Annotated in this window: 22 protein-coding genes and 3 tRNA genes; 12 read left to right on the top strand and 13 right to left on the bottom strand. The window is 58.9% G+C overall.

All coding sequences use genetic code 11. The features are described 5' to 3' along the window. The first annotated feature begins 203 nt into the window (after positions 1-203). Entirely contained in the window at positions 204-1,016 is an 813-nt protein-coding gene (locus tag BT125_RS06445) for a crotonase/enoyl-CoA hydratase family protein (protein WP_072405701.1), read from the top strand. Between the two features lie 6 nt (positions 1,017-1,022). After that, positions 1,023-1,853 (top strand): NAD(+) diphosphatase, encoded by an 831-nt coding sequence (gene nudC / locus BT125_RS06440; protein WP_072405700.1) that lies wholly within the window; start codon positions 1,023-1,025, stop codon positions 1,851-1,853. Here the strand turns inward: nudC and BT125_RS06435 are convergent. From BT125_RS06435 to BT125_RS06425, 3 genes are all read right to left on the bottom strand, one after another. Further along, complete coding sequence (locus BT125_RS06435; RefSeq protein ID WP_072405699.1) at positions 1,821-2,600, bottom strand: TSUP family transporter; 780 nt, start codon at positions 2,598-2,600, stop codon at positions 1,821-1,823. The genes nudC and BT125_RS06435 overlap by 33 nt on opposite strands. A gap of 112 nt (positions 2,601-2,712) precedes the next feature. After that, positions 2,713-3,885 (bottom strand): zinc-dependent alcohol dehydrogenase, encoded by a 1,173-nt coding sequence (locus BT125_RS06430; protein ID WP_072405698.1) that lies wholly within the window; start codon positions 3,883-3,885, stop codon positions 2,713-2,715. Continuing rightward, positions 3,885-4,706, bottom strand: coding sequence for an SRPBCC family protein (locus BT125_RS06425; protein WP_083564462.1), 822 nt, complete (start codon positions 4,704-4,706; stop codon positions 3,885-3,887). The genes BT125_RS06430 and BT125_RS06425 overlap by 1 nt, the downstream gene beginning before the upstream one ends. 362 nt (positions 4,707-5,068) lie before the next feature. Here BT125_RS06425 and BT125_RS06420 point away from each other — a divergent pair. The 3 genes from BT125_RS06420 to BT125_RS06410 all read left to right on the top strand — a co-directional run bounded on the left by BT125_RS06420 (position 5,069) and on the right by BT125_RS06410 (position 6,123). Continuing rightward, positions 5,069-5,142 (top strand) — tRNA-Cys (locus BT125_RS06420). Between the two features lie 193 nt (positions 5,143-5,335). Next, positions 5,336-5,422: transfer RNA gene (locus BT125_RS06415), tRNA-Leu, on the top strand. 233 nt (positions 5,423-5,655) lie between these two features. Next, complete coding sequence (locus BT125_RS06410; RefSeq protein ID WP_256573730.1) at positions 5,656-6,123, top strand: hypothetical protein; 468 nt, start codon at positions 5,656-5,658, stop codon at positions 6,121-6,123. Between the two features lie 96 nt (positions 6,124-6,219). Here the strand turns inward: BT125_RS06410 and BT125_RS06405 are convergent, their stop codons facing one another. Continuing rightward, positions 6,220-6,582, bottom strand: a complete 363-nt coding sequence (locus BT125_RS06405) for an NUDIX hydrolase (protein ID WP_060742220.1) — start codon at positions 6,580-6,582, stop codon at positions 6,220-6,222. 280 nt (positions 6,583-6,862) lie between these two features. Between BT125_RS06405 and BT125_RS06400 the strand changes: the two genes are divergently transcribed. After that, a complete protein-coding gene (locus BT125_RS06400) occupies positions 6,863-7,048 on the top strand; it encodes a hypothetical protein (protein WP_072405696.1) in 186 nt (61 codons plus the stop codon). An 86-nt stretch (positions 7,049-7,134) separates the two neighbouring features. Further along, positions 7,135-7,362 (top strand): PLD nuclease N-terminal domain-containing protein, encoded by a 228-nt coding sequence (locus BT125_RS06395; protein WP_072405695.1) that lies wholly within the window; start codon positions 7,135-7,137, stop codon positions 7,360-7,362. A gap of 24 nt (positions 7,363-7,386) precedes the next feature. On the opposite strand, the gene BT125_RS06390 is transcribed toward BT125_RS06395, so the two are convergent. From BT125_RS06390 to BT125_RS06380, 3 genes are all read right to left on the bottom strand, one after another. Then, complete coding sequence (locus BT125_RS06390) at positions 7,387-7,812, bottom strand: hypothetical protein (protein WP_072405694.1); 426 nt, start codon at positions 7,810-7,812, stop codon at positions 7,387-7,389. Between the two features lie 119 nt (positions 7,813-7,931). Further along, the gene (locus BT125_RS06385; RefSeq protein ID WP_072405693.1) at positions 7,932-8,162 is read right to left on the bottom strand and encodes a hypothetical protein; all 231 of its coding nucleotides are present in this window, start codon (positions 8,160-8,162) and stop codon (positions 7,932-7,934) included. A gap of 151 nt (positions 8,163-8,313) precedes the next feature. Continuing rightward, positions 8,314-8,568, bottom strand: coding sequence for a DUF6555 family protein (locus tag BT125_RS06380; protein ID WP_060742222.1), 255 nt, complete (start codon positions 8,566-8,568; stop codon positions 8,314-8,316). 239 nt (positions 8,569-8,807) lie between these two features. On the opposite strand from BT125_RS06380, the gene BT125_RS06375 reads away from it, so the two are divergent. Beyond that, positions 8,808-9,707, top strand: coding sequence for a polysaccharide deacetylase family protein (locus BT125_RS06375; RefSeq protein WP_072405692.1), 900 nt, complete (start codon positions 8,808-8,810; stop codon positions 9,705-9,707). A 101-nt stretch (positions 9,708-9,808) separates the two neighbouring features. Continuing rightward, a complete protein-coding gene (locus tag BT125_RS29640) occupies positions 9,809-10,000 on the top strand; it encodes a DUF2188 domain-containing protein (RefSeq protein WP_072405740.1) in 192 nt (63 codons plus the stop codon). A gap of 187 nt (positions 10,001-10,187) precedes the next feature. Here the strand turns inward: BT125_RS29640 and BT125_RS06365 are convergent, their stop codons facing one another. From BT125_RS06365 to BT125_RS06355, 3 genes are all read right to left on the bottom strand, one after another. Continuing rightward, positions 10,188-11,984, bottom strand: a complete 1,797-nt coding sequence (locus tag BT125_RS06365) for a DAHL domain-containing protein (RefSeq protein WP_072405691.1) — start codon at positions 11,982-11,984, stop codon at positions 10,188-10,190. 265 nt (positions 11,985-12,249) lie between these two features. After that, positions 12,250-13,104 carry a prohibitin family protein gene (locus BT125_RS06360; RefSeq protein ID WP_072405690.1) on the bottom strand — a complete coding sequence of 285 codons (855 nt, stop codon included), beginning with the start codon at positions 13,102-13,104 and terminating at the stop codon, positions 12,250-12,252. Positions 13,105-13,228: 124 nt separating this feature from the next. Beyond that, a tRNA-Ser gene (locus tag BT125_RS06355) sits at positions 13,229-13,316 on the bottom strand. Between the two features lie 124 nt (positions 13,317-13,440). Here BT125_RS06355 and BT125_RS06350 point away from each other — a divergent pair. Next, entirely contained in the window at positions 13,441-14,112 is a 672-nt protein-coding gene (locus BT125_RS06350) for a Bax inhibitor-1/YccA family protein (protein WP_025213780.1), read from the top strand. A gap of 382 nt (positions 14,113-14,494) precedes the next feature. Next, positions 14,495-15,841 carry a hypothetical protein gene (locus BT125_RS06345; RefSeq protein WP_072405689.1) on the top strand — a complete coding sequence of 449 codons (1,347 nt, stop codon included), beginning with the start codon at positions 14,495-14,497 and terminating at the stop codon, positions 15,839-15,841. A gap of 41 nt (positions 15,842-15,882) precedes the next feature. Here BT125_RS06345 and BT125_RS06340 read toward each other — a convergent pair whose 3' ends face one another. Then, entirely contained in the window at positions 15,883-16,320 is a 438-nt protein-coding gene (locus BT125_RS06340; protein WP_003202176.1) for an Lrp/AsnC family transcriptional regulator, read from the bottom strand. 133 nt (positions 16,321-16,453) lie between these two features. On the opposite strand from BT125_RS06340, the gene BT125_RS06335 reads away from it, so the two are divergent. Further along, positions 16,454-17,347, top strand: a complete 894-nt coding sequence (locus BT125_RS06335) for a DMT family transporter (RefSeq protein ID WP_072405688.1) — start codon at positions 16,454-16,456, stop codon at positions 17,345-17,347. Positions 17,348-17,380: 33 nt separating this feature from the next. Here BT125_RS06335 and BT125_RS06330 read toward each other — a convergent pair whose 3' ends face one another. After that, the gene (locus tag BT125_RS06330; RefSeq protein WP_072405687.1) at positions 17,381-19,006 is read right to left on the bottom strand and encodes an NADP-dependent glyceraldehyde-3-phosphate dehydrogenase; all 1,626 of its coding nucleotides are present in this window, start codon (positions 19,004-19,006) and stop codon (positions 17,381-17,383) included. A gap of 252 nt (positions 19,007-19,258) precedes the next feature. Beyond that, complete coding sequence (locus BT125_RS06325; protein ID WP_072405686.1) at positions 19,259-20,173, bottom strand: autotransporter domain-containing protein; 915 nt, start codon at positions 20,171-20,173, stop codon at positions 19,259-19,261. Positions 20,174-20,299 lie beyond the last annotated feature (126 nt).

Below are 20,299 nucleotides of genomic sequence, written 5' to 3'. Positions count from 1 at the left end.
CCAACTATTTTTGTCACTGCGGTACGTCAGGCAGGATGCAAGAGGGGACGCTTCGCGCCCCAGCGGGGATAAATCCCTCGCCACAGGGGCACCTTAGCTTGGTCGTCAGCCAAGTCCCGCTTTTGGCCGATGCACTGCCTACGTCCTGTCGCGATGGCTTGTTATAGTTCAGGCCTCTTTTCAGCCGGTAAAGGACCACTGCCATGTCGCAATATCAAGCGTTCAATGTCGAACTTGCCGATAACATCGCCCATGTACAGATCAACCGCCCGGAAAAGATCAATGCGATGAACGCTGCGTTCTGGCGCGAGATCATCGAGATCTTCCAATGGGTCGATGACACCGACGAGGCGCGGGTGGTGGTGCTCAGCGGTGCCGGCAAGCATTTTTCCTCAGGGATCGACCTGATGATGCTGGCGGGCGTGGCCAACGAGCTGGGCAAGGACGTGGGACGCAATGCACGGCTGTTGCGGCGCAAGATCCTGCAACTGCAAGCCTCGTTCAACGCCGTGGACAATTGCCGCAAACCGGTGCTCGCGGCCATTCAAGGCTATTGCCTGGGTGGGGCCATTGACCTGATCGCCGCGTGCGACATGCGTTATGCCACCGAGGACGCCCAGTTCTCCATCAAGGAAATCGATATCGGCATGGCTGCCGATGTTGGCACATTGCAACGCTTGCCCCGGATCATCGGGGACGGCATGCTGCGTGAACTCGCTTATACGGGGCGCACCTTCGGTGCCGAAGAAGCGCGCAGCATCGGCCTGGTCAATCGTGTCTACAGCGACACCGCCAGCCTGCTCGACGGCGTGATGGACATTGCCCGGGAAATCGCTGCCAAGTCGCCGATTGCCGTGACCGGCACCAAGGCAATGATCAGCTACATGCGCGACCACCGCATTGACGACGGCCTGGAATACGTCGCCACCTGGAACGCCGCCATGCTGCAATCGACCGACCTGCGCGTGGCCATGGCCGCCCATATGAGCAAACAGAAACCCGAATTTCTGGATTGACTGACCATGATTTCACGCTGGACCACCGCAGTACTCGATACCGATCTTCCTGGCGGCTGGGCCGTGGCCCGTAGCCCGGAAGGCTTTCTGTTCGACGACAACGGCGCGCTGTTCCCCCGCGAGTGGCTCAAGCGCCAAGACCTGTCGATCCTCGCCGAACACGGCATCGGTCACCTGGATGGCGAGCCGGTCTACCTGTTGGAGTTGCACAGCCCGCTGGAAATTCCTGGCTGCAACTGGAAAGGCCTGCGGGCGTTCATGCTCGAGGGCGACCATACGCTGTACAAGGTGTTGGGCTATGCGGCGCAGATCGGCACCTGGGCCCGGGAGCATCGCTTCTGCGGCAGTTGCGGCAAGCGCATGAGCCAGATTCCGTTGGAGCGGGCCATGTACTGCGACGCCTGTGACCTGCGCCACTACCCGCGGATTTCACCGAGCATGATCGTGTTGATTACCCGCGGCGATGAAGTCCTGCTGGCCCGTTCGCCGCGTTTCGTCACGGGCGTCTACAGCACCCTGGCGGGGTTTGCCGAGCCTGGCGAGTCGGCCGAGGATTGTCTGGTGCGGGAGGTGCGTGAAGAAGTCAGTATCGAAGTGAAGAACATCCAGTACATGGGCAGCCAGTGCTGGCCGTTCCCCCATTCGATGATGCTGGGTTTTCACGCTGAATATGCTGGCGGCGACATCGTGCCCCAGGAAGATGAAATCGAGGACGCCCAATGGTTCAACGTCCACGATCTGCCACCGTTGCCGGCCTCGCGCTCGATCGCTCGCTACCTGATCGACCTTTATGTGGCGCGGCGCTTAGGCCACGCTGAACCAGTGTTGCCAGGCTAGGCGCACGGTCAAACCCAGCACCACCGTAATGAACACCGGTCGGATGAACTTCGCGCCGCCGCTGATGGCGGTGCGAGCGCCGAAGAACGCGCCGATCATCACCGACAGGCCCATGCTCAGGCCGATCACCCAGTCCACCTGTCCGGAAAAGATGAACACCGACAGCGCCGCGATGTTGCTGACGAAATTCATGCTGCGCGCCACGCCACTGGCCTTCACCAGGTCGATGGGGTAGAGCAGCAGGCTGCTGACCGTCCAGAACGCACCGGTACCCGGACCGGCCACGCCGTCATAGAAACCCAGGCTGAAACCCTGGGACGACTGCCATGTTTTCTTGATCGGTGCGTCGCTGTCCAGCGGCGCCTTGGGTGTGCCGCCAAACAGCAGGTACAGGCCGCAGGCGAAGACGATCACTGGTAGCATTTTGTTCAGCCACTCGGCAGGCAGGTAATGGGCGACGATGGCACCGGTCAGGGCCCCGACCAGTGTGCCGACGAGGGCGTGGGTCCATTGCCTCGGGTGGAACAGCTTGCGCTTGTAGAAGGTGAAGCTGGCTGTTGCCGAGCCGAAGGTCGAGCTGAGTTTGTTGGTCCCCAGGACCAGATGAGGCGGCAAACCTGCGGTCAGCAGCGCCGGCGTGGTCAGCAGCCCGCCGCCACCGGCGATGGCATCGATGAAGCCGGCAATGAAAGCGACAACGGCAAGGATAGCGAGGGTAGTGAGGTCAACGCTGAGTTCGAAAGGCATGGAATGGGCTTATTGGGCAGGTCGCAGAAGGGCTGCGGGAAGGCCGGTATGTTACCCATAATGGTGCAGGGCTGCGACTGCTGGTGAGTGCGCAGCCCTGCAAACAACGCAATCACTCTGGCCGAAACACCGCCCGCACACAATTCTGTGTCTTCTCCTTGAACATTGCATAACCTTCCACCGACTGTTCGAGCCCCATTGGGTGGGTCAGCAGATAGGAGGGGTCCAGCTCACCTTTCTGGATGTGCTCGAACAATCGTTCCACGTAACGCTGTCCGGGCTGTTGGCCGGAGCGCAAGGTCAACGCTTTATTGACGATGGCACCCATGGGAAATTTGTCCAGCAGACCGCCATAGACGCCGACCACCGAGACGGTGCCGCCTTTGCGACAGGCTCGGATCGACTGGCGCAGCACCGTCCCGCGTTCGGTGTGCAGGCGCAGCATCTGCTTGGTCTTGTCGTAGAGATAATCGACCTCTGTTCCATGGGCCTCCATGCCCACACAGTCGATGCAGCGATCCGGGCCCCGGCCGCCGGTGAGTTCCAGCAAAGCGGCATGCACGTCCGTGGTCTCATAGTTGAGGGCGATGGCGCCGGTCTTTTCTTCGGCCAGTTGCAAGCGATCAGGCAGACGGTCGATGGCAATCACCCGTTCGGCCCCCAGCAAATAGGCACTGGACATCGCCATCAACCCGACCCCGCCGCACCCCCATACCGCCACGGTATCGCCCCGTTGGATATTGGCGTTATCGGCGGCGAAATAACCGGTGGGCACCGCGTCTGAGACGAATACCGCCTGCTCGTCGCGAATGCCTTCGGGAATCTTGAACAAGTTGACGTCGGCAAACGGCACGCGAATATAGGTCGCATGACTGCCTGCATAGCCGCCAAACGCATGGCTGTAGCCGATAATGCCGCACGCCGGTTGGCCGTAGGCGATATCCGTGGCGCTGGGATTGGGGTTGGAGTTGTCGCAGCAGGAAAAATCCGAGCGCCTGCAATGTTCACATTCGCCGCAACCCAGGATCGAAACCGTGACGACCCGGTCACCCTTGCGCAATGAACTGACGGCTGAACCGATCTCCACGACTTCACCCATGAATTCATGGCCAATGATATCGCCAGCCTGCATGGTCGGAACGTAGCCCCCCAGCAGATGCAGGTCTGACCCACACACGGACGACATCTTCACCCGGACGATGGCGTCGCGGGGGTTGATAATGGACGGGTCATCGACGGTTTCAACTTGTAGCTTGTTCGGGCCTTGCCAAGTCAATGCGCGCATCAGGCGTTACCTCCAGTGGACGGCTGGTGGGTCGGTGTTAGAGGGGTATCGGTGGCCGGGTGGACGAACAAGAAGTCTTTGGTGCCGGGGACGTGCATTCGATGAGTGGCCACCTCACCGGTTTCCAGTTGTTGCTTGATGCTGCGCAACAGATGCAACAAGGCTTTGTCCGAGAACTTCGAAAGGGCGGCTGCCAGCGCATATCCCGCAGCACTGGGAGGTGTCTGGCAGGCGACGATGACCTTGAGCTGCGTGCCTCGGCCGGCCGGTGCATCACTGAAGTGCATCTGGATGTCATGTTTGAATCGTGTACCTGGAGCGGCCGTCCAATGCAGCTTGCGGCCGTCCTTGGGTTCGTCCTGTTCGATGTCGCAATGCAGGGTCTTATCCATCGGCCCGTGGGCGACCCAACGGTAGGTGCGTTCAGCGGTCTGTTCGATTGCATCGACCCAGGGTATCAGCGCACCGAGGTTGCCAGGGTTGCGACAGAACGCGAAGACCGCTTCCCTTGGTTTACCCACGGTAATGCTGCGAGAGATCACCTTGCTGCCGTCCCAGTCTCGATCCTGCTCGAAAGCTTGTTCGAAGGGGGTGTGGGTCAGTGCGCGCTTGATCCTGCAGATACCTGAATAACCGCGCCAGGCGGCACAGGCACCCAACAGCACTTGCGGCCAACCCTGGAGCCCGCCCTGGCGCAGTCCATTGGCGATCAATAGCGTGCCAGCCAGCAAAGACACCGCACGCTCCGGTGTGCCGAGATTGGGATGCGACGGGGTCGGCATCGCTGCCCGGCTCGCAACCAGTTTGGGTCGTTCAGACATGATGGTTTCCTCATTCTCCAGGGGCGATATAAGGATGAACCGGGAGGAGGTGCGGTTGTTCCGTCCACATGCGAGCTTTCCGATGAGGCGAATCATGGCGCTGCACTTCAAGGGGGTGCCAGGGCGGTCCGGTATTCGCTGGCCGGTTTGGCCAGGGAAGGGGAAAGCTGACCGTTCGACGATTTTTTTTTGAAATCAAGGGGTTGTCAGTCTAGGCAAATGAGTACATAATTGCGCCCATCGAACGCACTGGGACGTAAAAAATCTCAATGTTTTCAAGGAGATAGCGCTGCGTAAGTAGCTAGTTTCCTGATCAGGTTTGTACTGCGATTGATGTGGCTGCATCGCATCAAGCGTCTTGAGGCCGAATAGCAAAATGGTTATGCAGTGGATTGCAAATCCACCTACGCCGGTTCGATTCCGACTTCGGCCTCCACTTTTAAAAAGCTCTGTAGATCTATGATTTACGGAGCTTTTTTATTTTCGAAGCATTGAAAGGTTTTGTCTTGAAAAGGGCATGAGCTACCTTGCTTCACAGGGGAGGGATGTATATATTCCCCCTCTTGCTGCACCAGCCAAGACTTCGGCCATTGGATTTTGCCGACATTCTCATGGCTAACCGCGCTACCGCCCGAATGGCGAAACTGGTAGACGCATGGGACTTAAAATCCCCCGCTCGTAAGGGCGTGCCGGTTCGATTCCGGCTTCGGGCACCATCTAAAATCAAGGGTTTGCGAGCGAAAGCTAATGCAAACCCTTGTTCGTTTCAGTTTCTGAAAAACTGTCGAAGAAACGAAGTAGGGCCTCCGGGCATTTTCATGCACAAGCCTCTACACTCGGCGTTGCGATTAGCAAGGTGAATGGCCAAGCGGTTATCTGCCGTCCAGGTCCCGCCTGATACGCTAATCCTTTGACCATGGAGAGGTATGACGTGAAGACAATCGCAACGATGAGCCTGTTGGCCTTGATGAGCAGTAGCGCCGTATGCGCTGGGGAGACAACATCCGCTGATGGAAAAACCCTGGCTGTGAACTTTGGCGAGCCGACTGTCAAGCAGGTTCTGCACTATCGGAAAATGTACGACAAGAAGCCTTTTCCTGATGCGGAAATTTATTACTACAGCAACGGTTTATACAAAATCATTTCTCAGGGAGAAAATCATTACGGCGTCTATGTCCTGCAAGGCCAACACACGGACGAGACTTATACCGTGAAGTTCATCTCACTGCCTTCCCCAGACTGGGGTAATAAAACGGCGTATCACCAACTCACCTTTATTCGAGGTGATGCACAAAACGTGTTTATCCAGAACGCGATTGTCGACACCGGCGAGGCCATAGCGCAGCAGAACGGGACCTACACGCAGGAAAAGAACACCGTGCTCAACCCCATCAGCACCGCCTGGGACAAAAAGTGAGTCCGTCTCGCTAAGAATTATTTCTTATAAATAACAGTAGGTTGCATGACAATTCTCATGCGGCCTATTCGGTGTAAGTCAGCTTGTACCGACTTATCACAACCGCCGGCGAAATGCCTCGAGAATATCCCGCGTGCCCTTTTTCATTTGCAATTGGGCAATGGCATCCAGCGGGTGCCAGAGGCAATCGCTGATTTCATTCTGTGGCCGGGCCGCCGACGAGTCGCTGACCGAGGCTTCGAACACATGGTGCTCGGTTTGCCCGTCATTGATTCGCATCAGGTAGAGCAGGTTCTCGACGTCCAGGCCAGTTTCCTCTGCCAGTTCCCGGATAGCCGCCCCCGCATGGGTTTCCCCGCGTTCGACGGTACCGCCGGGTAGCGCCCATCGGCTATTGGCTTTGCGAACCAGCAGGACGTGGCGATTGTCCTCGCAGATGACGGTCGCTCGAATTTTCATAGTGGTGCTCGATCCGTGACTGTCATTAAACTGAAATATATCTGCAATATTTGAGCCTGGCATTAGTTGCTCGTTCAAATATCGCGATTTTCAGGGTCCTATCCGTAAGACCACGACAGGGTCGAAAGGGCTGGGTTCATTTGAGTCTGTCATCGCTCTCGTCGATCTTCCCTACCGTCAGCGCCAGGCTTTCGACCGGCTATCGCCTCAAATTGAATCAGCTCCAAAAAAATGAATCCATGTTGGGTGCAATAGCCTGCCCCGTAGGGGAGAAAGACAAATGACCACCGTTGAAGACTTCAAAATCAAATCCCATCAGCTCCTGGTGGAGCTCGATGCGGCCACAGCGGAAATGATGCAGCTCATATGCATCCATCAAATGAGCGGATCGACTTGGGATGAGGCGGTCCGGCGTCAACATGAGGCCTATGAGCAGTGGGTCGCTTATCTGAATGAGCGGGGGTAGCTGCCCTGCACGCGCCATGGGCGAAATTCTTTGAACGGTGCCTGAACGGCTGTGCCTAATCCTTAAACCGACAAGAGGATTAGGCCATGTCTGAATTAGCCAGTTACTTTTGGATCGCTGTCGCGGTGCTTTTGCTGCTTGTGGATCTATGGGCGATCGTCAGTGTCTTTCGGAGTGACAAGTCCACTGGAACCAAGGCCGGCTGGGCGCTGTTGCTGATCATCCTGCCGGTGTTGGGCCTGGTTATCTGGGGCGTGGCGGGGCCTCGTGGCATCAAGGAAGGGCCGTCGTCACCGGAACACAGCAAGGGCTGACAAGCCTTTCTGCGAGCCGGCCCGTCACTGGTTTTTCCACTCGCCGCCGGTGCTTTCGCAGTCTTCCTGGGCCTGCTGCAGCTGTTCGACGCCGTAGTAATACCAGGTCACTTTGGCATTATCGGGGAGGTTGGCCGATCCACCGTGCTTGTCTTTGCTGGTGGAGCGTGGGTTGGCCAACGCTTCCTGGGTCAGTCGTGCCTGGCAGGTCGCCACATAGCCCTCGGCACAATGCTCGACTTTTCGCTTTTGGGTGCTGAGCGTTCCCTTGCTTTCATTGCTGCAAGACCAGTCCAGGGTTTCGGCGGGCATGCCTTTGTATTCGTAGCAGCTATGGCTTTCGATCACCGGAACCGACTGGCTCTGGGACTGGGTGATGACGTCGCAGCCTTGGGCCATGACGGCGGCGGGGCTCGCACAAGCGATCAATAGCAGGATTCTGGCATTCATGTGATTCTCCCTTTGCGGTTTTTGAGCCGGTACCTATCCATTTCGAGGCGCAAAAAATGTCCGCGTTCCATCCGTGTTTCCAACCGATAGAACTCAAGGGGAACCTCTGACGTGGTGTGTCAGCGGAACTTGGGCAGCGGCGGCTCAGTGGGCTTGAGTGACGTCAGCGCGCTCTGGATCGAAGGACCGTCTTTTTCGATGTCGTTGAGCCGATCGCGGATACGCACCGCTGTAGGGTGCCCGCCCTGGTGGTCGACCCAATCAGCGATTTCCTTGCAGGCTGCCGTGAGCCTGGCCTGACGTGATTCCAGCAGGGTGAGCAGGGTGGTGATGGACTCTTTTTCGGACATGTCACACCTCCATTCAGGGTTGATGGGGCAGCACGAAACCCGCCAGGGGCGGGTCATGCTGTGGTTTAAGCGTAGTTGAGTTATTTCGGATCTGTCGAAGAATCCGGCGCCCGGCCAGACAACCGGCGCGCCGGAAGCGGTACACGTTATTTCAGCCGGACTCCTTGACCCAGGTCGGCGCGACGCTCGCCCGCCAGCGTACATCGGTAATGCCGTATTTTTCCGCCAGGGGCTTGGAAACTCGTTTGACCTTCTCCCTGCCGAATTTCGGTATGCGCCCGACTCCCGCGTCGCAACTGGCCCAATGCCAAGCCTCGGAGTTATTCATCACTTCTGCGCGAATAATGAATGACTTGGGTTCGCCATGGAGTATGTAGTCAATGATGTAAAGCGATGGCCCGCCCATAAATCCTCCCTAATATAGTCCTATACGGATGGATGCAAAGGCATTGGGAAAATTCCATCGAATTTCCAGACGGTCAATTAATAACGCTCAAGCTCAAGCACGGGGGCGCTAACACATTTTGCGAACGGCCATTGTTTACTGCAAGGAACCAAACCCGGTTACCCTTCTCCAAGGTGGGCTTCAACACCGTCGGCCAGGGATCAAAGGCGAAGCAACGCAGCATCAACTAAAGGCAAAACATGAAAAAAATCGCCAGGGTCCTGTCCATCGCAGCCCTCGCCATCGGTTTATCGGGATGCATTGGCGCTCCCATCGAACTGACGCCACACACTGAACAACGCTTGCACGAACAACCCCCGATCCGTTTCCTGCTGACATTCGATGACGGTCCCAGCGCCTCGTCTATCTGGAACCCTAGCCTGGAGGTGCTGGACGCACTCGCAGACAACCCGATACAGCCCGGCATCAAGGCCGTGTTTTTTCTACAGACACGCGGGCCGCGGGCCGGCGGCAGTGATATCGGCCGCTCGGTGATGCGTCGTCAGCAGCAGGAAGGCCATGTGCTGGGTTTCCATACGGCGACCTACTGGCACACCAATCATCGGTTCCTGAGCCCTGATGAGCTGGAACAATCGCTCACCCGCGGCGGGAGTGATATTGCCGCCATGACCGGCGCGGCACCGTCCCTGGTCAGGCCTCCTTTCTGGAGTTTCGACAGGCGTACCGCAGCTGCCTACCGGCAACATGGCCTGCACATTTTGTTGACCGACCTGAGCGCCAATGACGGCAAGGTCTGGGGCATCACGATGAGCCCTCGGCGGCGGATAAACCTGACCCGACAACTCTCCGAGGTGCGCGAGCGCATCGCCGCCGGGCAGTTGCCGGCGGTGGATGGGGTCATCCCGGTGGTGGTGACCTTTCACGACATCAATCGTTATACCGCCCGACATGCCCGCGAATACCTGCAGATCCTGCTCGACAGTGCCAAGGCGACCGGCATGAGGACCGCCGCCAGGCCGTTCTATGATGAGCACCAGGCATTGGAGCGAGCGGCCTTGGCTCGGACGGTCGATCGCAGCGCAGAGCCCGTCCATTTGCCGGGATTGTGGGACTGGTTGTGGGATTCGGATTCCCACTGATGGCATCGCCGGCGCAGTCGGCGTCGCGACGTCCGGTCGGCACCCGCGGGTAATCAGCGTGTATGGTAGGCGATGCACCCTTGTTAAAGTCGGAGGTGATCATGAGTACTGCGATGATGACGAAAATGCACATCAACGGTTATGACGTGCTCAGCGTAAACAGCGGCCCATGGCGAGTCTGTACCCAGGCAGACCGCTTGGGCTCCTTTGCTTCCCGCGAGGAAGCGCTGGCCTACGCGGCCGCCTTGCCGACCCGGAGAAGCCGTAGCGGCCGGCCTGGGAACACGAAATAGGCGGGAGCGAGCCTGCTCGCGATACGGTCAGTACATTCAAAATCCGGGTGACAGCCATACCGCCATCGCGAGCAAGCTCGCTCCCACAGTTTTTTCCCGGGTGCCCATCAAGAGTGCGTCCATCAGAGATACCCTGTGGAGCGAGCTTGCTCGCGATGGCGGTGGGTCAGCCTGCATCCTTCGCTGATCAGGCGCGCGCCAACTCCAACGGGATCTCCAGGGTAAACAGGGCACCTTGCCCGGGGCCGTCGCTATGGACATGGAGGCGGCCGTTCATTTCAACCGCCGCCAGGGCGCAGCTGTGCAGGCCAAAGCCATGACCGTCCTTGCGGGTGGTGAAACCATGGTTGAAGATGCGCGCCAGGTTCTCCGGGGAAATGCCTTCACCGCGGTCCTGGACGCTCAAGCACAGCTTGGTTTCGTCGAGGATACGGATCCCCAGGGTCATTTCGCGCGGATGTTCGCTGATGTGCGACATGGCGAATTTGGCGTTGCTGATCAAGTTGATCAGGATCAGCAATAACCTGTGCTTGTCCCCCATGATCGCGGGTACGTCTTGGAAATCCTTGATGACCGTGACGTGATGCCGGCTCAGGGCGCCCGAGTTCATGCGCAGCGCATCTTCGAACAGGTCGCTGACATTGAGCGGTTCGATCAGCCTGGCGGCACCTGCGTAAGTCTGTTGAGTCGTGACGATTTCCTTGATGTGATCGATGCTCTTGGTCAACTGTGCCAGTTCATCGATCAGCAGTTTCTGTTCGGCGGCAATGGAGTCGACCAACTCATTGAAGTAACGAGGCAGTAACCGGCCTTTTTCATCAAGGGTAATGAACCGGCCAAGGTCCTCGGCATGTTCGTTCATCATGTTGACCGCTTTCGTGAGTCCGAGCGTCTTGCTGCTCCTCAATTTGCGGGTCACCAGCTCGGCGGAAATATTGACACTGTTGAGCACGTTGCCGACGTTGTGCAACACATTCGTCGCGATTTCGGCCATGCCCGCCATGCGGGCCGCATCCACCAGTTCGCGTTCGGCTTCCATCAACTCACGGGTACGCTCCTGCACCCGCTCTTCCAGGCGTTCGTTGGATGATTGCAACGCTTGGTTGATCTGATTGATCACCGCATAGCTGCGAATCAGGCGCACCGCCAGGTAGATCATCAACAGTGCCATCAAGCTGGCGCACACGGCCAGGTAGATGTGGTATTGACGGTCGGTCGCGGCGGTCCTGCGCTGTGTCTCGTTCAGCAGCTCATTGATGTTATCCAGTTCCTGGGCAACCGGAATGACGCTGATGCGATCAAGCAGGTCATTGACCACCGGTTGCTCCTGGACAATGGTCTTGACGTGTTGGATGAGGCTGATGAAGGGCGCCTGATAGGTGGCGGGCAACTGGTGAATGTAAGGCTCCAGCTCAGTTAACTTGCCTTGTATTTCCTGGGCTTTGTCCGTCGTGACATAAAGCCCGAACTCAAGTGTCGTCAGGGTCAACTCAAGCACATTGGACGCCGCGGTCAGGCGTTCCATGGGGCTTTCGATATGCATGTCATCGAGCAGCGTTTGAATCTGGTCTTCGGCCTGCGGCAGCGCATCCAGGGACGTGCGCAGCCGGGCGTTGTGTTGTTCGAACTGCTCCACCAGCGAGGTCTTGTTCTTGACGGCATCCACATAACCCTTGCGTCGGGAGGCCCAAAGCGCCGCCAAGGGGCCGGCGTCATTGAGTCGTTCCAACTGCTGCCAGCGACTGTCGGCCTCCGGGGGCGGGGCCAGTGACAGGTTGTTGTTGATGCCGATCTTTTTCCTCAGGATCTTGCCGTTCCAGTTCGCATCGGATTGCTTGAGTTGACGAATGAAATCGCGGGACTCGAAGTAGGTCGATGAATCGTACGTGTATGACTTGATCAAAAAGAATATCAGTGCGGAAAACACAATAAGCGCGACGGCCAACAGGGCGGGCCATTTATATTTTTTGATAAGAGGGGTCACGCTACTCTCCTGTCCAGGATGCTTATCGAATGCGCCGGTGAACTGCCGAGGGGAGGGAGTTGCTCAAGGCATGAGCCGAAGGGGAGGCAAGGTAATCGTCGTACGGTGGGACGTGTCAGTCTGCTTTTGCCTGGGTACACGTTGAGCTCCCTGCTAACGATGAACGTCGGGTTCATTGGCAGTGTAGCGCTAACGGGAGGGGCGACGTTTGCTCAGGGCGCTCCGGAATGGAGCTGGCGCGGCCCGGGAGGCCGCGCCAGGGGTGTCATTTGATGTCGATGAAGGGCAGGGTGCTGTTCGGCAGCACGGTGGTGGGCAGCACGCCATTCCAGCGCTCAGCCTTGGTCAGCTCCACCAGGTTCTGGTTGCTCGCGAGGGCCTGGGCCCGCGCCTTGATGGCCTCGGCTTCGGCTTTGCCGCGCAGCTCGGTCGCCAGGGCGTCTGCCTTGGCCTGGGCGACTTGCGAGTCGGCTTCCGCCTGGGCCTGGGTCACGCGGATCTGCGCCTGGACCTGCTCGGTGGCCAGTTGTTGTTCGCGAGTCTTGACCTGGACTTCCGCGGCCATGCGCGCTTCGATGGCCTTTTCATAGGCATCGCTGAAGTCGATGTTCTCGACCTGGACGCTGTCGATGATCACCGGCCCGGTAATGGTGGCCTTGATGGCCGTGGAAATATCGTTGACCAGTTGGACGCGGTTCTGCACGGCAGCCACGGCGTTGAACCTGCCAAAGACGTTTTCCACCTGGGTTGGCACTTGGCGGCTGATCATCCGGTCGCGGATGCCTTCAAGGTCCTTGAACTGGGTATAGACCTTCGCTACATCGGAAGGGGCGATGTGCCAGGACACGGACACCTTGAGCTGGGCGGACTGTTGATCCTTGCTATAGGCCTGCAGGTCTTCGTAAGCGGTGACCTGGCTCTGGACGCTGATCATGCGTACGGATTCGATGAAGGGCGTCTTGAAGGACAATCCCGGCTCAACCACCCCGACCAGCGCCCCGTTACGCAGCAGCACGCCGCGCTCGGTCTCGTCGACCGTGTACCAACTGCCGAACAATACGCACAACAAGACAATGCCGACGATTGCAGCACCGATGGAGCCGATGGTTTTGCTGGTCACTTTACTTTCCTTGAGTGGTGGGGCGGGCTTAGCCATAGCGATGTCCAATGCTGAAGCTGCAATAGGGATTTTGAATGCCGGACACGAAAAAGCCCTGAATAATCAGGGCTTTAACGTTAGAAGATGGCGGAGGCGATGGGATTCGAACTCATGGACCTGTTACAGTCGACGGTTTTCAAGACCGTTGCCTTAAACCACTCGGCCACACCTCCGTATTGCGTTGCGGGCGCCATAATACCCGAATGAAACACACTGTCAAACTCTCTACGTAGCTTGTTACAGAGCGTCTGTTATGATCCTTGCCACTGAATGTTTCAAAACCGGAGGAGTGTCGCCATGCGCGAACAGGATTACGCAGTGAACAACAGCGTGCAGGCTGAGCAGCTAGAGGTTAGCCGCGTCCTGCGCAACACTTATGGCCTGCTGGCACTCACACTCGCTTTCAGCGGTGTGATGGCCTACGTCGCACAACAGATGCGGGTCGGTTACCCGAATATCTTCGTGGTGCTGATCGGTTTCTATGGCCTTTTCTTCCTCACCAACAAACTCCGTGATTCGGCCTGGGGCCTGGTGTCGGCTTTCGCCCTGACCGGCTTCATGGGCTTCCTGCTCGGCCCGATCCTCAATCGCTACCTGCAAATGCAGGGCGGCGCCGAAGTGGTCAGTTCGGCCTTTGCAATGACCGCGCTGGTGTTCGGTGGGCTGTCGGCCTACGTGCTGATTTCCCGCAAGGACATGAGCTTCCTCGGCGGTTTCATCACCGCAGGTTTCTTCGTCCTGATGGGGGCCGTGCTGGCCAGCTTCTTCTTCCAGATCAGCGGCCTGCAACTGGCGATCAGCGCCGGCTTCGTGCTGTTCTCGTCGGTCTGCATTTTGTATCAGACCAGCGCCATCATCCACGGCGGCGAGCGCAACTACATCATGGCGACTGTCAGCCTGTATGTATCGATCTACAACCTGTTCGTCAGCCTGCTGCAGCTGTTCGGCCTGATGGGTCGTGACGACTGATTGTATCCGCGATGAACGAAAAGCCCGCTTCGGCGGGCTTTTTTTCGCCCGTGTTTCGAGTTGTGGCCAATGGCCAACAAAAAATCTGAAACAGATGGCACCTTTGAATAAATGATCTACACCTATGGAAATGGAAGCGTATTGCCATGGGAGGCAAGAAGTGGATCGCTTGGTTACCTACCTGAAGTTCCCTCATCGCGTATGCGGCTACCGAGCCCGGTCTGGTCGTGGCCGTTCGTTGGGGGCGGGAGGCTATCAAGGCGACTCCGCAGGACCGTGAGCAGGCTTGGGCATCGTGCTGCAGCCTGATAACAGAAGGAGGCCCTGCACATCGGCCAGGAATCCGATGCGATAGCAGACGCTTCCCTATAAGGAGATATTGATGAAGCAGCCTCAAGGAAAGATCATTGCGTGGCTGGCCCTGACGGGGGCATTGTCCACCGCTAGCGTCCATGCCGGAGTCTTCCCCGATTTCGGCTACGCCCCGCCCAAGAGTGCATACGCCGGAGCGCCGTTCCAGCTCAGCCAGGACTATCCGAAGGTGGCCCCGGGCGCATCGTCGGTACCGGCATTCTTCCAACATTTGCCCAAGACATTTTCCAATGACTTCGAAACCTGGCGCCCGTACATGGAGGAGGTGAAGAAATACTGTTTGGAAGGCAATACTGAAATCGGCTGGAAGGTACAGAACAACAAGATTCGCCGGTGGTATCACATGCCTTGGCAGCATTACGGTCCCAACGGTCGTGAAGGCATCAGCGGGCTGACCAAGGAGGCACCGATTCAGCCCGGGCAACTGGCAAGTACGCAAACCGAGAGCGGGCAGACCTACGCGGTGGGTATCTATAACGACATAGGGGCCTACACTATCGGCCAGGTCTGGAAGGACCCGGATAATCCAGACCCAAGCTATACCTCCAAACCCAAGAGCTTTGCCAACGGCACGGTGGTCTGCAAGGCGCTGTTCGCCGATATAGACGTCAAGACGGTGCCGTTCCTGGCGAATCCGTTGCTTTGGAACGCCTACACCACCGAAACCTTCAGCTCGACAAAACGGTCCGTCACCAAGGTGGCGCTGATTCAGATGGACATTGCCGTGCGCGACACCCGCGTGAGCGATACCGGCTGGCTGTTCGGCACGTTCCAATACAACGGCGCCAAGACCGGCAAGGCGAATTGGAACAATCTGGTGCCGGTGGGGATCATGTGGGGCAATGATCCCCAGGAAACCGGCAACGACTTCACCAACCCCAAGCCGGTGGTCACCAAGATCAACCCGGCCCTGAAACAGACCGCGATCAACGCCACCCAGGAACTGCCACCGACCCACCTGGGTTGGAACGGGCGACTCAATGGGCCGGTGGACAACCCCCAGGCGTCCTGCCTGAGTTGCCACATGACCGCCGAGTACCAGCAATTGGCGATCATGAACCCGACGTTCCAGGCCAACCCGCCACCTGTGGGAGGCGATGTCTGGATGCAATGGTTCCAGAACATTCCGGCCGGTCAACCGTTCAGCCCGGGCACGCAAAGCACGGACTACAGCCTGCAACTGTCCGGAGCCCTGGCCAACTTCTATGACTGGAAGTGCAACCACAGCGGCGTCTATGCCGATGGCGTCAATGCCTGCACCAAGCTCCAGACGCTCAGGTTGATCAAAGCGAGCAACGCGCCTGAGGAACAAGTGCACAAAGTGCAGCGCAGTCCCGAGTTGGAAGAGCTCGAATAACACGCTTTCCCGGCCTCGGACGATCCGAGGCCGGCTTCCACTCACGCCATCGGCGGCAACCGCCGCTTGACCGGGGTCTTCTTGACGATGGCCGTATTGGTCTCGGCGTGGACATTGAGCTTGTCCAGCAAGGTATCCAGCTGTTCCATCGAGCGCACATGCAGACGCGCGATGAAGCAGTCGTCGCCTGTGACCTTGTCGCATTCGGTGAATTCAGCAATGGCCTGGATCTGCCGCTCCACTTCCTGCAACTGCCCTGGCAGCGGGCGGATACGCACGATGGCCTGGAGTTGATAGCCGAAGCACTTGGGGTCCACCTCGACGGTGTAGCCCCTGAGCACGCCGCGTTCCTCGAGCCGGCGAAGACGTTCGGCGACACTGGGGGAGGACAGGCCGCTTAGGTTTGCCAGAGCCTTGAGGGAGCGTCGGGAGTCTTCCATCAGGGCGCTGATGAGGATCTGGTCAATGTCGTCAGTCATTTCAGTTCCATTAGGCGAATGCGTGAAGTTGCCTTGATAAAAAAGGTCGAAACGCAGTTTAGCCTTTTTCAAACCATGGAGAAGGCCCCGGCCGGCTCGGCATACTGTGCCCACTTGCTGAAGGAGCCTGAAGATGGACAAGACCTTACGCCGCGGTTCGCTGGAAATGACCGCCGCCATGCTGATCTCTGGAACCATTGGTTGGTTCGTGCTGGTTTCCGGTTTGCCGGTGCTGGATGTGGTGTTCTGGCGGTGCGTGTTCGGCGCCGTGACGTTGCTGCTGATCTGCGCCGGGTTCGGCTTTTTGCGGCCCGGCATCCTCACCCGGACCACCTTCCTGCTGGCGGTGCTCAGTGGAGTGGCGATCGTCGGTAACTGGGTGTTGTTATTTGCCTCTTACTCCCGTGCTTCGATCGCCATCGGCACGGCGGTTTACAACGTCCAGCCGTTCATGTTGGTAGGGCTTGCGGCGTTGTTCCTGGGGGAGAGGATCACCGCGCAAAAACTGTTCTGGCTCGCGGTGTCGTTTCTCGGAATGCTGGCCATCGTCAGTGCCCATGGCGAGCAAGGGCAAGGCGGCGGTGACTATCTACTGGGCATTGCGTTGGCGTTGGGGGCTGCGTTGTTGTACGCCATCGCAGCGTTGATCATCAAGCGCCTGACGGGCACGCCACCCCATCTGATCGCCTTGATCCAGGTCAGTACCGGTGTGTTGCTGTTGGCGCCCTGGGCGAACTTCTCGGCGTTACCGCAACACGCCGAGGCCTGGGCCAGCCTGTTGACCCTGGGCATGGTGCACACCGGCGTGATGTACGTGCTGCTGTACAGCGCCATCCAACGGTTGCCGACCGCGTTGACCGGGGCCCTGTCGTTCATCTATCCGATCGCGGCGATCTTCGTCGACTGGTTCGCCTTCGGCCATCGCCTCGAACCGCTGCAATGGCTGGGGGTGGCGGCGATCCTGCTGGCGGCTGCCGGCATGCAACAGGGCTGGAGCATCAAGTGGCGTCGCCCAGCCCTGTCGTAGCCCATCGTTCGGGCGTGGACCAGCAGACGTGGCTCAGAAGATGTAGTCCGTGGTCAGGAAGTTGGAATCCCGCTCACGGATGATGTCGCTGATCAATGCCTTGTTGCTCTCCTGGAACTTGGTCGCCACCAGTGTGCGGATGGAAAAGGTGCGTAGCGCATCGTGGACGGACAAGGTGCCCTCGGCCGAGTTCTTCCGGCCGTTGAACGGGAAGGTGTCCGGGCCACGCTGGCACTGGGCGTTGATGTTGATGCGGCCAACCTGGTTGGCGAAGGTATCCACCAGCTTGCCGACTTGTGCCGGGTCGGTGCCGAAAATGCTGAGCTGCTGGCCGAAGTCGGACTCCAGCACGTAATCGACCACGGTATTGAGGTCGCGGTACGGCACGATGGGCACGACCGGGCCGAACTGTTCTTCGTGGTAGACCCGCATCGCCGTGTTCACCGGGTACAGCACCGCCGGATAGAAGAACGAATTGCGCGATTCGCCACCGTGGACATTCTTCACTTCCGCGCCCTTGGCGACCGCATCGGCGACCAGTGAATGCAAGTAGTCGACCTTGCCCGCCTCGGGCAGCGGCGTCAGCGCCACACCGGCTTCCCACGGCATGCCGGGTTTCAGGCCGGCCAGCTTGGCGTTGAATTTCTCGATGAACGCCGGTGCCACGTCTTCATGGACAAACAGGATTTTCAGCGCCGTGCAGCGTTGGCCGTTGAAGGACAGCGAGCCGGTCAACGCCTCGCTGACCGCGTTGTCCAGGTCCACATCCGGCAGCACCAGCCCGGGATTCTTCGCATCCAGCCCCAGGGCGGCACGCAAGCGGTGCGGGCGCGGGTGGAGCTTCTTCAGGTCGCTGGCGGCCTTGTTCGTGCCAATGAAGGCGAAGATGTCGATCTTGCCGCTGGCCATCAGCGCGCTGACGGTTTCCCGGCCGCTGCCGTAGATCACGTTGATCACACCTGCCGGGAAGCTGTCGCGGAAGGCTTCGAGCAGCGGCCGCACCAGCAGCACACCGAGCTTGGCCGGCTTGAACACGACGGTGTTGCCCATGATCAAGGCCGGAATCAGGGTGGTGAAGGTTTCATTCAGCGGATAGTTGTAGGGCCCCATGCACAAGGCCACGCCCAGGGGCACGCGGCGGATCTGCCCGAGGGTGTCCTGTTCCAGCTCGAACCGGCTGGAGCGGCGGTCCAGTTCCTTGAGGGCATTGATGGTGTCGACGATGTAATCGCAGGTGCGGTCGAACTCCTTCTGGGAGTCCTTGAGGTTCTTTCCGATCTCCCACATCAGCAACTTGACCACGGCCTCGCGCTGCTCGCGCATGCGCGCCAGAAAGGTTTCCACATGGCGGATGCGCTCGGCGACGCGCATCGTTGGCCATTGGCCCTGCCCGCGATCGTAAGCCCGGACGGCGGCGTCCAGGGCGGTGAGAGCGGTCTCGGCATCCAGCAGGGGGGTGCTGCCGAGAATCACTTGTTCATCACCCAGCTCGCCGGTCAGGTAGACGGGGCTGCGGACGACGGCCAGTGGCCCTTGCCAGGTTTCCAGGACGCCGTCGACCAGGTATTCGCGCTGCTCGATCCGACCTTCGAGGCGGTAGGCGTCGGGGATGTCGGCGGGACCGGGGAACAGGTTGGTGAGGAAGGGGGCTGTGGTCATGTCGTTACTCCATCAATGAAATGAGCCATGGGTGGACGGCTTGCAGGTATGAAACGCTTTTAGCGTTATACGCCTTTTTAAGTGGCGGCAGATGGCTTGCGCCAGACGACGTTGTAGGAGCTGCCCAGCGAAGCGAGGCTGCGATCTTTCCCTGGACACTTGAGTCTCAAGCGGGAGATCAAAAGATCGCAGCCTCGTTGCACTCGACAGTTCCTACACAACTCCTACACAGCTTCTGCTACGGGATCGGGATCACCAGCGCATCCGCACCCCCATGCTGGTAATGATGCCGTTGAGGTCGTTGTCGTCGACGTCACTGCTGTAATCGGCGCTGACATACAGGCTTACCACCGGCGTGACCCGGGCCACCAGGCCCAGGCCGACTTCAACGGTGGAGGATTTTCGGCTGCTGCTGATCTTGTCGACCTTGTCCAGGGACACCGTGCCGGCGCTCTGGACGGTGTGCCACAGGTTGGTTCGCAGGTAAGGCTCCACGCCGAGGCCCTTGACCTGGTAATTACCTTTGAGGCGTGCGCCAACGCGGCCACTCCAACTGCTCAGTTCATCGCCGGTGCCGCTCTCGGCATTCGGCGTGTCGAGGGTGACGCGCTGGTTGATCAGTTGCGCCTGGGGTTCGACCACCCAGTGGGTGCTGATGCCAATAGGGAAGCCACCTTCGACCGACAGCGTCACCGCATGGCCTTCGGTGGCCTGTCGCTGGCCTTGTTCGGTGCGGCTGTAGCCGTTGACCCGCCCGCCGCTGGCGCTCAGGTCGACATGCCAGCCTGCGGGGCCGGTCAGGCTCCAATAGGCGCCTAGACTCGAACCTTTCAGGCTGAGGGCATCTTTGTCCGGGTCGGCCAGCGCAGGCATCACCAGCAGGCCGCCGCCGGTTGAAATGATCTGGTGTTGCCCGCTGATCAGTCCCATGCGCTGGGTATGGCCGTTGTCGTTGCGCAATGTGAACAGAGCGGGGCTTTTGCCGGAAGGAGGTTCACTTCCAACAAGTGCGGTATCGAGGTGGGTGGATGATGGTCGGTCGTACCAGGGCTGCACGGTCTCCTCGGCAGGCCAGGCCTGGACCTCCATGGATGAAAGCAGCAGCAACGATGTCGAGACGGTATGGAAAGTGGTGGTGAACTCTTGTGGGCGAAGGGACGTTTTCATGGGGGCCTGCCTTGCAATCGCATGCGTTTCTCGCTTTTTTGGCGTCTCTCCTACCCCGAATGAGGGGCGACCGAATGGATTGGGGCAAGCCTCTGGCGGCCCGTCTTGACGGGTTCCAGAGGCCTG

This window comes from Pseudomonas sp. NFACC04-2 (assembly GCF_900119265.1).
GTDB classification, from domain to species: domain Bacteria; phylum Pseudomonadota; class Gammaproteobacteria; order Pseudomonadales; family Pseudomonadaceae; genus Aquipseudomonas; species Aquipseudomonas fluorescens_AA.
The sequence above is the reverse complement of the archived record's forward strand: the minus strand, read 5'-3'. Positions and strand labels throughout refer to the sequence as shown.

Coding starts and splice junctions, on each gene's coding strand:
- BT125_RS06335 (WP_072405688.1), top strand. CDS start 16,454: ATGGACAAGACCTTACGCCGCGGTTCGCTGGAAATGACCGCCGCCATG.
- BT125_RS06430 (WP_072405698.1), bottom strand. CDS start 3,885: ATGCGCGCATTGACTTGGCAAGGCCCGAACAAGCTACAAGTTGAAACC.
- nudC (WP_072405700.1), top strand. CDS start 1,023: ATGATTTCACGCTGGACCACCGCAGTACTCGATACCGATCTTCCTGGC.
- BT125_RS06405 (WP_060742220.1), bottom strand. CDS start 6,582: ATGAAAATTCGAGCGACCGTCATCTGCGAGGACAATCGCCACGTCCTG.
- BT125_RS29640 (WP_072405740.1), top strand. CDS start 9,809: ATGAGTACTGCGATGATGACGAAAATGCACATCAACGGTTATGACGTG.
- BT125_RS06395 (WP_072405695.1), top strand. CDS start 7,135: ATGTCTGAATTAGCCAGTTACTTTTGGATCGCTGTCGCGGTGCTTTTG.
- BT125_RS06435 (WP_072405699.1), bottom strand. CDS start 2,600: ATGCCTTTCGAACTCAGCGTTGACCTCACTACCCTCGCTATCCTTGCC.
- BT125_RS06385 (WP_072405693.1), bottom strand. CDS start 8,162: ATGTCCGAAAAAGAGTCCATCACCACCCTGCTCACCCTGCTGGAATCA.
- BT125_RS06410 (WP_256573730.1), top strand. CDS start 5,656: ATGAGCCTGTTGGCCTTGATGAGCAGTAGCGCCGTATGCGCTGGGGAG.
- BT125_RS06425 (WP_083564462.1), bottom strand. CDS start 4,706: ATGTCTGAACGACCCAAACTGGTTGCGAGCCGGGCAGCGATGCCGACC.
- BT125_RS06330 (WP_072405687.1), bottom strand. CDS start 19,006: ATGACCACAGCCCCCTTCCTCACCAACCTGTTCCCCGGTCCCGCCGAC.
- BT125_RS06340 (WP_003202176.1), bottom strand. CDS start 16,320: ATGACTGACGACATTGACCAGATCCTCATCAGCGCCCTGATGGAAGAC.
- BT125_RS06345 (WP_072405689.1), top strand. CDS start 14,495: ATGAAGCAGCCTCAAGGAAAGATCATTGCGTGGCTGGCCCTGACGGGG.
- BT125_RS06380 (WP_060742222.1), bottom strand. CDS start 8,568: ATGGGCGGGCCATCGCTTTACATCATTGACTACATACTCCATGGCGAA.
- BT125_RS06390 (WP_072405694.1), bottom strand. CDS start 7,812: ATGAATGCCAGAATCCTGCTATTGATCGCTTGTGCGAGCCCCGCCGCC.
- BT125_RS06325 (WP_072405686.1), bottom strand. CDS start 20,173: ATGAAAACGTCCCTTCGCCCACAAGAGTTCACCACCACTTTCCATACC.
- BT125_RS06400 (WP_072405696.1), top strand. CDS start 6,863: ATGACCACCGTTGAAGACTTCAAAATCAAATCCCATCAGCTCCTGGTG.
- BT125_RS06445 (WP_072405701.1), top strand. CDS start 204: ATGTCGCAATATCAAGCGTTCAATGTCGAACTTGCCGATAACATCGCC.
- BT125_RS06350 (WP_025213780.1), top strand. CDS start 13,441: ATGCGCGAACAGGATTACGCAGTGAACAACAGCGTGCAGGCTGAGCAG.
- BT125_RS06375 (WP_072405692.1), top strand. CDS start 8,808: ATGAAAAAAATCGCCAGGGTCCTGTCCATCGCAGCCCTCGCCATCGGT.